The 13,427-nt window shown below is 51.8% G+C and carries 10 protein-coding genes; 4 read left to right on the forward strand and 6 right to left on the reverse strand.

The features are described from left to right. Window positions 1-87 precede the first annotated feature (87 nt). From B6A39_RS17605 to B6A39_RS17615, 3 genes are all read right to left on the reverse strand, one after another. Window positions 88-1,083, reverse strand: a complete 996-nt coding sequence (locus B6A39_RS17605) for a Bug family tripartite tricarboxylate transporter substrate binding protein (protein WP_083007606.1) — start codon at window positions 1,081-1,083, stop codon at window positions 88-90. Between the two features lie 182 nt (window positions 1,084-1,265). Continuing rightward, window positions 1,266-1,997, reverse strand: coding sequence for a response regulator (locus B6A39_RS17610; protein ID WP_083007607.1), 732 nt, complete (start codon window positions 1,995-1,997; stop codon window positions 1,266-1,268). A 33-nt stretch (window positions 1,998-2,030) separates the two neighbouring features. Beyond that, window positions 2,031-3,716 (reverse strand): ATP-binding protein, encoded by a 1,686-nt coding sequence (locus tag B6A39_RS17615; protein ID WP_083007608.1) that lies wholly within the window; start codon window positions 3,714-3,716, stop codon window positions 2,031-2,033. Window positions 3,717-3,925: 209 nt separating this feature from the next. Between B6A39_RS17615 and B6A39_RS17620 the strand changes: the two genes are divergently transcribed. Both B6A39_RS17620 and B6A39_RS17625 read left to right on the forward strand, forming a co-directional pair. Further along, window positions 3,926-4,669 carry a DUF481 domain-containing protein gene (locus B6A39_RS17620; RefSeq protein ID WP_083007609.1) on the forward strand — a complete coding sequence of 248 codons (744 nt, stop codon included), beginning with the start codon at window positions 3,926-3,928 and terminating at the stop codon, window positions 4,667-4,669. Window positions 4,670-5,010: 341 nt separating this feature from the next. Beyond that, window positions 5,011-6,564, forward strand: a complete 1,554-nt coding sequence (locus B6A39_RS17625; RefSeq protein WP_083007610.1) for a BCCT family transporter — start codon at window positions 5,011-5,013, stop codon at window positions 6,562-6,564. A gap of 29 nt (window positions 6,565-6,593) precedes the next feature. On the opposite strand, the gene B6A39_RS17630 is transcribed toward B6A39_RS17625, so the two are convergent. Further along, on the reverse strand, window positions 6,594-7,415 hold the full coding sequence (locus tag B6A39_RS17630; RefSeq protein ID WP_083007611.1) for a flagellin N-terminal helical domain-containing protein: 822 nt from the start codon (window positions 7,413-7,415) through the stop codon (window positions 6,594-6,596). Window positions 7,416-7,489: 74 nt separating this feature from the next. Next, window positions 7,490-7,936: a 2-amino-4-hydroxy-6-hydroxymethyldihydropteridine diphosphokinase gene (gene folK, locus B6A39_RS17635; RefSeq protein ID WP_083007612.1), complete on the reverse strand. Its 447-nt coding sequence runs from the start codon at window positions 7,934-7,936 to the stop codon at window positions 7,490-7,492. Window positions 7,937-8,141: 205 nt separating this feature from the next. On the opposite strand from folK, the gene B6A39_RS17640 reads away from it, so the two are divergent. Together B6A39_RS17640 and B6A39_RS17645 are read left to right on the forward strand one after the other, a co-directional pair. Further along, window positions 8,142-8,888, forward strand: a complete 747-nt coding sequence (locus tag B6A39_RS17640; protein WP_083007613.1) for an SDR family oxidoreductase — start codon at window positions 8,142-8,144, stop codon at window positions 8,886-8,888. Window positions 8,889-9,149: 261 nt separating this feature from the next. Next, window positions 9,150-10,760, forward strand: coding sequence for a BCCT family transporter (locus B6A39_RS17645; protein ID WP_083007614.1), 1,611 nt, complete (start codon window positions 9,150-9,152; stop codon window positions 10,758-10,760). Between the two features lie 103 nt (window positions 10,761-10,863). On the opposite strand, the gene ybiO is transcribed toward B6A39_RS17645, so the two are convergent. Next, entirely contained in the window at window positions 10,864-13,245 is a 2,382-nt protein-coding gene (gene ybiO, locus B6A39_RS17650; RefSeq protein ID WP_083007615.1) for a mechanosensitive channel protein, read from the reverse strand. Between the last annotated feature and the right edge of the window lie 182 nt (window positions 13,246-13,427).

The following is a 13,427-nucleotide window of genomic DNA, read 5'->3' on the forward strand; positions in this document are numbered from 1 at the left end:
GTCATTGCTGTACAGCAAGACCCTTGCGGTATCAGACGGAAGATCCCGGTGGCACGCTGCCACCGGGGGAGCCTTTGGGACGAGCGCTTACTGGCGCATCAGCCCCAGGTCGGTCAACACGCTGCTGAACTGCTCTTGTTGCTCATCCAGAAAGGTAGCGAAGGCGTCGCTATCCTGGTAGGCATCAATCCAACCCAGCTGGTCGCTTGCTTCGCGCCATGCATCAGTTTCGAGCATCTCGGCGAAGAGCGTCTCGTAGTATTCAACCGCCTCTTCAGGCATTTCCGGCGCACCCATTACGCCACGCCAAATATCGAAGGTGTAGTCGTAACCCTGCTCTTGATAAGTGGGTACATCCGCCAGTCCACCGCCCAGACGCTCTTCGGAAGAAACGCCCAGTGCGCGCAGCTGGCTACCTTCGCCCAACTGCCCTACCGCTTCACCGGCACCGCCAATGACTGCCTCGATATGGCCACCCATCAGGTTAGTCATGGCGTCGCCACCCCCTGAGAAGGGAATGTAGTTGACCGAAGAGGCTTCCATCCCCGCGGCGGAAGCAAGACCAGCAACCGAGATATGATCCATCGAGCCCGGCGCACTACCACCGCCCACGCTTAAGCTAGGGTTCTCTTTAAGCGCTGTAAAAAGATCATCCAGGTTTTGATACTCGGAGTCTGCCGCTACCAAAATAATCGAATAGTCGGTATTGATGCGCGCAATCGGGGTGAAATCGGTGTGGTCGTAACGCGATGCGCCTGCCAGAGGTACCAAAATCATCGGCGGGCTGGTGGCGAAAAGTTTATGCGGATTGCCGTTATCACGGGCTACCTGAGCCCAAGCAACCGCACCGCCGCCGCCAGGCACGTTAATGGCTGCAAAGCTTTCGTCAGCCAGCTCTTCTTGCTGAATAACGCGGGACATGGTGCGCACTAGCGTGTCCCAACCGCCACCTGGGTTGGCCGGGGCAACAAATTCAATCGAGCGGCTCGGTGTCCACTCTTGGGCGTTGGCGGACGTTGTCATGGCAAGGGCTGCCATTGGTAAGGCAAGCACGGCAAAGCGCTTAAGGGGAAGCATGGTCATGGGCGTTCTCCACATTAGCTAACTATTGTTATAGATGGTTGTTGTCTACGTATCTTTGTGTGGTTACACCCTTCACATTAGAAGACCGCTACTCCTCGCGACAAGCTTATGACCATTAATGGCAAAAAGTGCTTTTTGTGCGTTTTGTTCATTTTGTTCACGACCGGTTTATAACGGCTCGTTTACAGTGATTCCAGCCATGTTGTGGAGGATTCCAGCAGCCGATAGCGCCGCTCAGGGCGGCCGACATCACCGTAACCAATTTCGGCGTTAACCGCTTGTTCAGCCACTAAGAACTCCAAATAACGCCGCGCTGTTGAACGGCTTGCGCCCATTGCCTGCGCTACCTGCATCGCTGTTTGAGAGTCATGTTCGGCTGCCAGCGAATCCACCACACGGCGCAGGGTCAAGCGGTCGATGCCTTTAGGTAACGTGCGCGTCGCTAGCCGCGGAGGTTCACCTGGTTGTAAGCGAGCAAGCACTTGATCCAGCTCGTCTTGACTCATTTCAGCTCGATTCGCCAATGCCTCTCGCTCGCGGCGAAAACGTGTCAGCATTTGCGTCATACGCGTCGCTTCAATTGGTTTAATCAGGTAATCAAAGACGCCACCACGCAACGCTTCGCTGATAGTTTCTACTTCCCGGGCGGCTGTCACCATGACGATATCCACATGTACATAGTCGCGGCGAATGGCCCATAGCAGCTCCAGACCCTCCACATCAGGCAAGTAAGCATCTAATAAGATGAGTTGAACAGCATCAGCATGCTGGGCCATCAAGGCTTTTGCTTCGTTGCCGTTACGTGCTAACCCCACCACATAAAAGCCGTCACTTTGCTCGATAAAAGCCTTGTGGATATCGGCAATGCGAAAATCGTCTTCGACGACCAAAATACCGTATTGCGTCGCAGACATAGTGTTTCCTCTTCCTGGCGTCGTTATTATGATTTAAGGCGTTGTGGCTACTTCGTCGCAAAGCGAACGATCCAGCACGGCAATAAAGCACGCGCCACCTAACTCGCTCTCTTCTAATGTCACCTCACCGCCATGCTGACGGCACAGCCGCGCGACCAGTGCTAAACCAATGCCACGATGTTTACCGGTTTTGGTAGAAAACCCATCTTGAAAGATCGATTGTGCATGCTCGCTGGGGACACCTGAGCCGTTATCCTCTACCTCAATCAACAGCTGCTCACCCAAATCCGTGAAGAAAAGACGGACTTTCGGGGTGTCTCTGCTGGGGCCATTAAGTGCGGCATGGCAGGCATTATCTAATAAGTTGCCCACAACGCTCATCATGACTTCTTGCCCAGTGACCGTCAGTGGGCATGAGAGCGAACTCTGTTCATCAATTTCCAGCGCGACGCCTAGCTCTCGGGCTCGCGTCAATTTACCCAATAAGATGCCGCTGAGTACTGCGTCAGCCACGTGACGCATTAAAAAGCTCATTTGCGCTTGAGCACGTTCGGTTTCGTGATGAATCAGCGCTAGCGCTTCATCAACGCGGTTAAGCTGCAAGAGACCAGAAATGGTGTAAAGTTTGTTGGAAAACTCATGGGCCTGGGCACGCAGCATATCCACATCACGGCTTGCTTGGGTAAGTGCCTGGGAAAGATCAATAATTTCACGGCGACTGCGAAATGTCGCAACCGCTCCTTCAATCTCGCCTTCGTGCAAAATGGGCACGCGGTTGGCCACCACGGGATGGTCACCCAGCCACATTTCCTGGTCAAACTCCTGCTCGCCGTGCTTTAACACCTCGATTAAGCGTGAGTTGGGCACCACCTCCCGAATTGGCTGCCCCAGCAAAACCTTTTCATCCGATAGCCCTAGAAAACGGCGTGCCTGCTGATTTACTAATGTGATCTGACCATCGCGGTTAACCGCCAGGATCCCCTCGTGAATAGATTGTAGGATGGCCTCTTTTTCCATAGCCAAGCGGGCTATTTCATAAGGCTCTAAACCAAGGATGACTTTTTTAAGATGCTGCGACAGCCAATATGCCCCAGCAAATCCTAGCAAAATCATCAGCGCCACCAGCGCCCACCCCAAGCTGGTATAGCGAGCCACATCCATGTCAACTCGCTCTAGCATGAAGCCCACCGAAACCACCCCGATGATGTTGCCTTCTTCATCCCAGATGGGTGTTTTGCCCCGCATGGCGGTCCCTAACGTTCCGGTAGCTTCCGACACATATGACTGACCGTAAATCAGCGCCTGATCGTTATCCCCTCCCACCATTGGCTGGCCAATGCGCTCAGGCACCGGGTGCGAGTAACGAATCGACTGGGCATTACCGACCACCACATAACGAGCACCGGTCTCGTGGCGAACGCGTTCTGCAAGCGGCTGAATAATCAGCGAAGGATTGGGAGTCGAGAAAGCATTAACAATTTGCGGCATACCCGCGACGGTCTTGGCCACTGCTAATGCCCGCTCGCCCATTTGGTGGGTGATAATTTCAGCTTTACGGTGGTTCAGATAGGTGCCTTGCGCTAGTAACATACCCGCGAGCAGCAAACCGACCAGCAGCATGACCTGCAGGCGAAAACTTCGCTTATACCAGCGGCGTTTGGCACGAGTACGGCGCCAGCGCTGTAATTCAGCCAGCGTACGAGGGCGTGGAGCGGTCATAAAGGAACTCACTAGGCGCGATAGCGTCATTATGGCATGCAGCGCCAAGCGACGTTAGCCACTGCGCTTTTTCGATTGTTTGCTTATTTAGCAGCCACTGATTTTGCTTTTACCGATATACTCACCACTTTTAAAGCGTGTATGACGAGCTCTCATCCTGCAGCATCGCTGCCTCTCACAAAGTCCGCTACTCACGGAGGAGTTACGTGTTGAGTTTATTAAGAAATGTCTTTTTAGTTAGCTTGTCGTTGTGGGCAACGTCCGCCGCCGCTTATCCGTTTTATGCCCCACCACCGCCACAAGATGACACACCCGTATTCAGTGGCGATGCCGAGCTTGGTTTTACCCACCTTTCCGGCAACACCAATAGCCAAACCTTAATTGGAAAGACACGCCTGACGTGGCTGACGGGTGATTTCACCCATTCGTTGCGAGGCGAAGTTCGCAATGTGAGCAAAAATGGAGAAACCAGTGCTGAGCAATATTTAGTGGCCGGCAGAGAGCGTTTTGACTTTAGCGGGCCCCACTACCTGTTTGGCTTTGCCCGCTGGGAAAAAGACCGCTTTGCTGGCTACGATCAGCAGCTTTCTGCCATTGGTGGCTATGGCCGTCAATTGCTATCCGGTGAGCAACACTCACTATCGTTAGAAGCAGGCCCTGGGTATCGTAATGACCGATTACGCGACGCCGATAATGAGCAATTGGCGGTTGCTTATACGGCGCTCGACTATCGATTTGGCTTCTCAGATTATGCTGATATCGCCCAAGAAATGTCGGTGGAATATACCCGAAAGAACACCACAGCACGTTCATTAACGGCACTAACGGCCCGGCTAAACTCGCGACTTTCGCTACGCCTTTCCCATGAAATCAAGCACAACTCGCAGCCACCTGAAGATGCCAGCGAACGCACTGACAGCACCACCAGCGCATCACTGCTCTATCACTGGTAACGCGCGCCTGCTTCCCTTCTAAGCAACGCCTGCATTTTTTACTTTATTATCAGCAATTTGACTTGCAACTCAATCAGCTATGACTGCCCCTAGCCTATTCATAGTGGTGCATCTCTCTCATTTTTCGCACCATTTTCATGCAAATCCTCTCTCATCGTTAGACTTTGGTCTATGATAAAGATATACTGAACACAGTTTCCTGTCCTCGCGCCATTCATTGAATGGCGCTTTTTTTTGTTTCGAAAACCGGATGCTTTTAGGCGTTAAGCCTACTCACGCACGGTTTTGTTAAGCTCAGTGCTCTGCTTACCCATCCCCCTCATTAAACATAGGTGTTCTTAATGAACCACCCTGCCAACACAAGCGAGGGTACTTCGCGGTTTTCCCTCGGCGATCCCATCGTACTGGTGCTTAGCATCGGCTTTATCGTGGCGTTTCTTGCCCTCTCCTTTTATGACATCGATCTTGTCGCTAACTCAATCAGCGCTGGCTTTGCTTGGACAGCCCTGGTGCTGGGCAGCTACTTTCAATTGTTACTGTTACTGACATTTTTTATTGCCATTGGTCTGGCAGTTACGCCAGCGGCAAAAGCCAAGATTGGCAATCTCGATGCACCAGAAATGAGCACATTTAAGTGGCTATCGATCATTCTGTGCACATTACTAGCAGGGGGTGGCGTCTTCTTCGCCGCCGTAGAGCCGGTCTACCATTTTGTGGTCACACCACCTGCCTTTGACACCGAAGCCGGCACCGCCGAAGCCGTCTCAAGCGCCCTTGCTCAATCGTTCATGCATTGGGGCTTTTTGGCCTGGGCGGTGCTTGGCTCGCTAACCGCGGTGGTGCTTGCTCACGCCCACTATGTGAAAGGCCAGCCTCTGCAGCCACGCACGCTGCTTTACCCTGTTTTAGGCGAGCGGCTTATGCGTGGTCCGCTAGGCGGCGTAGTGGACGCATGCTGTGTGATTGCGTTGGTAGCTGGCACGGTCGGCCCCATCGGGTTTCTAGCTACTCAAGTAAGTTTTGGTTTACATGAACTGTTCGGTCTTCCCGAAGGCTACCCCGGACAGCTCATTATCCTTGCGGTACTAGGTTGCATTTACGTGCTCTCTTCAATGAGTGGCGTTCATAAAGGTATTCAACTGCTGAGTCGCTTTAATGTACTGCTAGCACTTGCCATTGGCGCGGTGATCATCGTGTTTGGCCCCACGCTGTTTTTGGTCAACACTTATGTATCTAGCATGGGCGCTTACATAAGTGAGTTTTTCACCATGGCAACTATGACCGCCGACACTGCCCCCGCTTGGTGGATGCAGTGGTGGACAGTCTTTTTCTTTGCTTGGTTTATTGGCTATGCACCGCTGATGGCGATTTTCGTGGCACGTATTTCACGCGGACGGAGTATTCGCGAAATGATTCTTGCCGTGGCGGTACTCGCCCCTATTGCGACTACCATATGGTTCACACTGCTTGGTGGCTCAGGCATTTATTATCAGCTCACGGGCGTCATTGATCTGACAGAGGCACTGAATAATTTCCAGTTTGACGTAGCGACGCTTACCGTGGCCCAAGCACTTCCCGGCGGCACCTGGATGGCTCTGGCAATTTTGTTATTGACTACCATTTTTGTGGCCACCACCGGTGATTCGATGAGTTATGCCATTGCCGTAGTAGGGGCTGGTCATGATGACCCAAGCCCTTACGTGCGTGCTTTCTGGGGGATTGCCATGGCGCTAATGGCGGCGGTGCTTCTGTACATGGGAGCGGGGCAAATTGGCGCCTTACAGCAATTTATCGTGATTACCGCGATTCCCGTTTCACTAATTTTACTACCATCGTTGTGGAATGGCCCGCAGGCAGCTTATGCCATGGCACGCGAGCAAGGTATTATCGAGTAACGGTTGATGGTTCTTATGTAGCCCTTATGTTATAGACCTTCCAGTAGGCGCAAAATCATCTGCGGCTGCTGGTTGGCCTGGGCCAAAATAGCGATACCGGCCTGCTGTAGAATTTGCGCGCGAATTAGATTGGAAACTTCACGTGCATAATCAGCATCTTGGATGCGCGACTGAGCAGCAGAGGTGTTGATAATGTTGGTATTGAGTCCATCGATCACACTTTCGAAGCGATTTTGCACCGCGCCTAAATAGCTCCGCTGGCGATCCACCTGTTTAATAGCGTCATCCATCACCGTTAGCGGGCTTTCTGTTGCGCTACCACCCTCCAAAACACTAAAGTTTTCCAGTCCCAATGCCTGCCTATTCATGGCTGCGAAGCGCACCTTAATGCTATCGCCATCGTTAGCACCCACCTGAATATTCACCGCCTTGGTACTATCAAACAATTTGATGCCGTTGAAATTACTCTGCTCGGCAATGCGATCAATCTCTTCTAGGCGTTGATCGATCTCATTTTGAATTGAACCAAGATCATCAGAAGAATTAGTGCCATTAGCCGCTTGAACACTCAATTCACGAATACGCTGCAAGTTATCATTAATTTGGTCGAGCGAACCTTCTGCTGTTTGCACCATGGAAATGCCATCATTGGTATTGCGAATGGCTTGCTCCATACCACGCAGCTGAGCCCCCATGCGATTGGCAATCGCCTGGCCTGCCGGATCATCCTTGGCACTATTAATACGTAGCCCAGAAGAAAGGCGCTCCATAGCGGTCTGCATCGCTTGCTGACTGCCACGCAGATTATTCTGCACGATAAGAGACATCAGATTTGTGTTTAGGCTTAGCAACGCTCGCCTCCGGGGAAGGACAGCCTGCCCAACAATAGGAGGCTACATTGCTATTATCGGCCGTTGCGCGAAAATCATGAACATTCTCGTTGTTTAAGCGTACGGCAACTGGCAGCAAGCACTTCATCTACCGGGCGACGTACATAACTATGCTGATAATACCCCTCATCGATAACGTTACCGTCCCACGCCACAATATCCAGATCCATGGTTCTCGGCCCTGATTTAATGGGGCCACGCACACGTCCAAGGCGATCTTCTACATCTTTTAGGTAAGCACGGAAAGCGTCGTGATCAAGGGAGGTACGCACAAGTAACGCTGCATTTAGGAAATCGGGCTGGTGTTGATAGCCAACTGGCGTTGTGCGAATCGCCTCTGAGCTGGCTATCAGCTCACATTCGCTGCGCAAAATGGTGAGTGCTTCGTGAAAGTGGTGTTCCGGCTCAATGTTGGTACCGAGAGAGATTAAGCATTCATGGAGAGCCGTACCTGGCGAAGTGTTTAACGACGAGAGTGGCATAGCGGCATCCTAATGTTATAGACCCTGCTCTTAGAAACAAAACCCAAGAGGCCAGTTATCAAGTCAGACTGATGAAACGTAAGATTAGCTTGCCTGTTATTTTGTTCAAGCTCTGTACAAGATATTGACAAACGCTACGCTCACGCAGAAAGTCATGCTTACCGCTAAATACGCTGAAACGTTAATCCACTGAGGGGAACCTTGCATGAGTTCATCAGCTGCACTTGTCACTGGCGGCGCCACACGTTTGGGGCGCTATTTCGCCGAAGCTCTGGCAAATAAGGGCTATGATATCGCCTTGCATGTGAATAGCTCCCGTGGTGAAGCTGAAGAGGTTGCTAAGACGATTCGCGCCAAAGGACAGCGCTGCGAAATACTGCCATGCAACTTTTTGAGCGACTCTCTTGAAGAGCTTGTAACAGCTGCCAAACAGCACTTCCCAAGCCTAAATGTGCTTCTGAATAGCGCCTCTGCTTATGAGCCGGCACCCATTGCAGACACCGACTTGGCTATGCTGGAAATGCAGTTTAGGGTCAATATGTTTACGCCGTTGCTACTCACTCGGCACTTTGCAGATGCCGTCGATAACGGTCAGGTCATTAATATCATTGACAATAAAGTGGCCTACCACCAGTACCCCTATGCCGCGTATTTGCTGTCGAAAAAGAGCCTTGCTGACATGACGCGTATGGCAGCATTAGAGTTCGCACCTCGCCTGCGTATTAACGGTATTGCCCCCGGCGTGGTACTGCCCGCTTCTCAACGCACCAGCGACTACGTTCAATGGCGTATTGAAGGCATACCCATAAAACATCAGGGCGCCCCCGCCCACCTTGTACAAGCTTTGCACTACTTATTGGACAATGAGTTCGTTGCTGGGCAAATCCTATTTGTCGACGGCGGCGAGTCGATCAACCTTGAAGGGCGGCATTCCGAAAATTATCCAGGCTGACAGACATTCAATCTGTCTTTCAAAACTGACTTTCAAACCGGTCTTAAAAGCCCTCCTACGCTATGTGCTGCCGATGCTTATCAACCGCATTCGGCAGTTTTTTCGTTGATGGTAGATTAAGCCCCACACGATTTAACCAAAGGCCACATTTCCCGCCTTCCATGGGCAGAAGGATTGTCTGTAGACTCCTGAAAGTCGTCTTATTTCAGCTGGAATACAACTTATCTAGTCGACTATTCCAACAATAAAAAGGAATTTCTCATGGAAAAACTCGCGCAACGGCTGGGGCTGCGCACGGACCCAACTATTTTCTTTGTCTCTGCAGGGTTGATGCTACTGTTTCTTGTCGCACTCATCATTGCCCCCGAGACGATCGGAAGCATTTTTGCCACTGGCCGCAGCTGGGTGGTTACCAACCTTGGCTGGTTCTTTATTTTTGGAGTTAGTTTCTGGCTGGTTTTCCTGCTGTGGATAGCACTCAGCCGTTACGGCAATATTCGCTTGGGCGGCGAAGACGATCGGCCGGAGTACGGCAATATTTCCTGGTTCACCATGCTGTTTGCTGGCGGTATCGGCACGGTATTAATGTTCTGGGGAGTCGCCGAACCTATTTTCCACTTTGCCAACCCTCCCCACGGCGATATTGAGCCACATACGGTAGAAGCCGCCCGTGAAGCGATGGGCTTTTCGCTTTACCATTTGGGCTTGCATACCTGGACCATTTTCACCTTGCCAGGCCTAGCCTTTGCCTACTTCATTTACCGTTACGACCTACCTGTGCGCGTCAGCTCGGTGTTCTATCCGCTGCTCAAGGAGCGTATCTACGGCCCAATCGGTAAAACGATCGATATCTTTGCGGTGCTCGGAACGCTATTTGGAGTGGCCGTTTCTATCGGGCTAGGGACCTCTCAAATTAATGCAGGGCTAAGCGAACTCTTTGGTATTACTGATAGCGTGACCACTAAAGTCATTATCATCACCGTGTTAACGGCGGTTGCGGTAGCCTCTATTGCGGGCGGGCTGGATAAAGGCGTAAAGCTGCTTTCCAACGTCAATATCGGCCTGGCCGTAGGATTGATGTTGTTTGTATTGTTTACCGGTTCTACGGTTTTTCTCCTGCGCGGCATTATCGAAACGCTTGGCATTTATATTTCCAATATCGTGCCTTTGTCGTTCTGGAACGACACGCTGGCGCAATATACGCGTGAAGAAGGCAGTTGGGGCTGGCAGGGCAACTGGACGGTCTTTTACTGGGCCTGGACAGTGACGTGGTCTCCCTTTATCGGCTTGTTTGTTGCTCGTATTTCCAAGGGTCGTACTATTCGTGAATTTGTCCTTGGTGTTCTGTTTGCACCTTCGGCGTTTACGCTGGTGTGGTTTGCTATTTTTGGCTGGTCGGCGATGGAAATAGATGGCATCGGCGCAGCCGCTCGCGAACAGCTGGGTGACCAAGCTGGCGTAATGACGGCCGCCGTCATGGAGAGCGTGCCCTTAGCGATGTTTGCGTTCTTTGAACATTTCCCTGCTGCTAAGCTGATTCAAGGACTTGCCGTGGTTATCGTGGCAATTTTCTTTGCTACCTCATCAGACTCTGCTTCGTTGGTCATCGACCTGCTGTGTACCGGTGATACAGAACCCGGACCAATTCATCAGCGGATATTCTGGGGAGTCTCGGAAGGGGCCGTCGCTGCCATGCTGATCGTACTCGCAGGGGATGCGGGACTAGTGGCGCTTCAGCAAGTGATTACCGTCATCGGCCTCCCCATCTTTATTATGGTATTTGCCATGGTGTTTTCACTCATGAAGGCGCTAATGAAGGAAAATATCAAGATTGTACGCCCCCGGCAGGCTCCACACCTGGATAATCTGTAAGCGCTTCCCGCCATATAATAGCAGTGCCGCACGAACAACAATGCCGCCCTTTCGGGCGGCATTGTTTTCTAGTCAACCGTTTCAATGACCGGCATCCTAGTGATTACACATCATCAACATCACCATGATCAGGTTTTAGATGATCAGGCTCATTTGTGGCCTGAGCTGACTGATTTGATGGCTGTTCGCTTTCCTGACGGATTGGCGATGTTTCTACCTTTTTCCGTTCAGCAGTGGAGTCCAACACGCGCACATTAGCGGGGGGTGTTTTGCCACCTTTCGTTTCACCAAAATAGAGCGTGGTATGCGGGAATGGAATCTCGATACCTGCTGCATCAAAGCGCAGCTTCACTAAGCGGTTGTAGGCACGTCCAACCCCCCACTGATCGCCCGGCGTCGTTTTGATCACCACACGAATATTGACAGAGCTGTCGGCCAGCGCGGTAACGCCTGCAACTGTCAGGTCAGCCAGCAGCTTATGGCTGTGTTCTTCGCTCTCTTTCAGATCTTCGAACGCCAACTGCAGCTGCTCAATCGCCTCATCAATGCTCTCGTTATAGCCAATACCGTATTCGCCGACGTGGTTACCGTACTCACGCATATAGTTCGACACAGTATCAACACTGGAGAACGGCACGATGTGGTAGGTGCCCGACAAATCACGTATCCCTACCGAACGGATACTTAATCGCTCAGCAGTACCGGTGACACCGCCTACTGTCACCACATCACCGGTATTCATGGCATTCTCTATCTGAATAAAGACACCCGTAATAACATCCTGCACCAACTTTTGGGCACCAAAACCAATCGCCAAGCCCAGCACACCGGCACCAGCAATGAGCGGCCCGATATTAATGCCTATTTCCGATAATACGATCATGCCGGTAATCGTCACCATGGCAATCACTAGGGCGTTACGGAACAGACTCAGCAGCGTTTTAGCACGCGCAGAAGGCTCGCCATGCCCCGTTTCCGGGTTGAGCTTATGTTCGATCAAACTCGCTAGCCCCAGCCACACACCGAACGCAACGATCAGGATTATGGCAACGCTGGTAAGTTTCCCAACGAGGTTAGCGCCACGTTCAGAGGCATACCATGCCGCTAAGTTAAACACTCCCCAGGCATCCAACACGACCATAATGACCGCTATTAATAACACGGTGCGCAGCACGCGTAAGGCATTGGGCACATAGCTATTTAAGCGCACTTCCAGCATCGGTAGCTTACGACGCAGATCATCGGATAGCTGTATACGACGGCCAATCGTTTGCGTAAGGAACGCCGAGATCAACAGGCCGATGACCACGGCTGCCAATGTCTTCAATGTGGCGAACAGTACAAACGGCAATGCATCCCCAGGGCGTGTCAACGTAAGCACAAACACCATCAGGAAGTAGAGCAATGCGAATAAGTGCCAGGTTCGAGCAAACAAGCGCAGCGATACTCGGCTGGCGGTCATTGTCGCTCGCGCTGCCATCTGGTTAAGATTATCACGCAGGCGTACGCGGTTTTTAAGCACGACACCTACCGCATAGATGAAGGCCAACAGCATAATAAAGGTGCCGACTGCTTGGCCCAAGGTTGCCGCAATATAGAAATTAACCAGTGGCACGACCACCATCAAGCCATAGCCAACCATGCCGATTAAACGCGCTAACCAGCGATTCCAGTAGGAAGCTTCTTTTGCTGAAATAGGTAACAAGCGCAGCCCTTCATAGCGGGAAGAGAACAGCATACGCACACCGGCTTTCAACAGTTCAATAACCAGGAAAGCGTTTAGGAATAGCGAGGCACGAGTAGAGAGTTCGCCCGTTTCCCCTACCGCAAACGCCGCCACCAAGTTACCGCCAACATAGGCAAAAGCAACCAATAACACATCTACGACGGCAGCAATAGCGACACACAACACCAAACGCAGCACGGGCGTTAAACCACTGCCCTGTTGAGACCAGCCACTGATTTTAGTGAATAACGGTTTAGCCAAACGACGGGAAAGTAAAAATATCGCGAATGTCGTAACAATCACGATACCTAGATTAATTGCCGCACTAACAAACGCGGCCATGTCGAAGGTGCCCGCCCCTTGACCGGTAAACAGGCCACCTACAACGGACACCGCCTGCTCTATCTGGCCGCCAACATCCCCCACTACGCGGCTGGTTAGCTCTGCAAGCTGCCGGGGCAGCGACACATCCTCAGGGGCAAGGTCGCTGCCCTGGGCGGCGGCCTCCGGTGATAATTCACTGGTAAGCTCATTGGGTAATGCTGACGCTTGGTTTCGCAACAGCTCAATCAGCTCTTGGCGCGCCTGCTCATCTTCCAGCAGATCGGCAAGTGCCGAATAGGAGGGTTGCTCTTCTGCGTTAGCGGTGTCTTCGCTCTGCGCACTTAGCGACGTTTGCGCCAGTGCAGGCGTTGTCAGAAAGGCGAATAGCATCAATAACCAGACGCCTAGCCAGGGGAATAAACGTAATGGCGTCACACCTAAACCTCCCTTTGGGTGAGTCTTTTACTCAATGTCATAACTAACTCGTTTTATGCACATCATAGTGCACGCTATTCACATTGCACTCCACGTGGGTGCAAGATTTGTATAAAAGATAAACAGGGTAACATGAGAAAAAGAGCGTGGCTCGCCACTAGCCTCGTCAATATTTGTTACGT

It is taken from the genome of Halomonas sp. GT, from assembly GCF_002082565.1.
GTDB lineage: Bacteria > Pseudomonadota > Gammaproteobacteria > Pseudomonadales > Halomonadaceae > Vreelandella.

Bases quoted from the DNA above. Each gene is read 5' to 3' on its own strand.
- B6A39_RS17640 (WP_083007613.1), top strand. From the start codon at position 8,142: ATGAGTTCATCAGCTGCACTTGTCACTGGCGGCGCCACACGTTTGGGG.
- B6A39_RS17605 (WP_083007606.1), bottom strand. From the start codon at position 1,083: ATGACCATGCTTCCCCTTAAGCGCTTTGCCGTGCTTGCCTTACCAATG.
- B6A39_RS17625 (WP_083007610.1), top strand. From the start codon at position 5,011: ATGAACCACCCTGCCAACACAAGCGAGGGTACTTCGCGGTTTTCCCTC.
- B6A39_RS17610 (WP_083007607.1), bottom strand. From the start codon at position 1,997: ATGTCTGCGACGCAATACGGTATTTTGGTCGTCGAAGACGATTTTCGC.
- B6A39_RS17615 (WP_083007608.1), bottom strand. From the start codon at position 3,716: ATGACCGCTCCACGCCCTCGTACGCTGGCTGAATTACAGCGCTGGCGC.
- folK (WP_083007612.1), bottom strand. From the start codon at position 7,936: ATGCCACTCTCGTCGTTAAACACTTCGCCAGGTACGGCTCTCCATGAA.
- B6A39_RS17645 (WP_083007614.1), top strand. From the start codon at position 9,150: ATGGAAAAACTCGCGCAACGGCTGGGGCTGCGCACGGACCCAACTATT.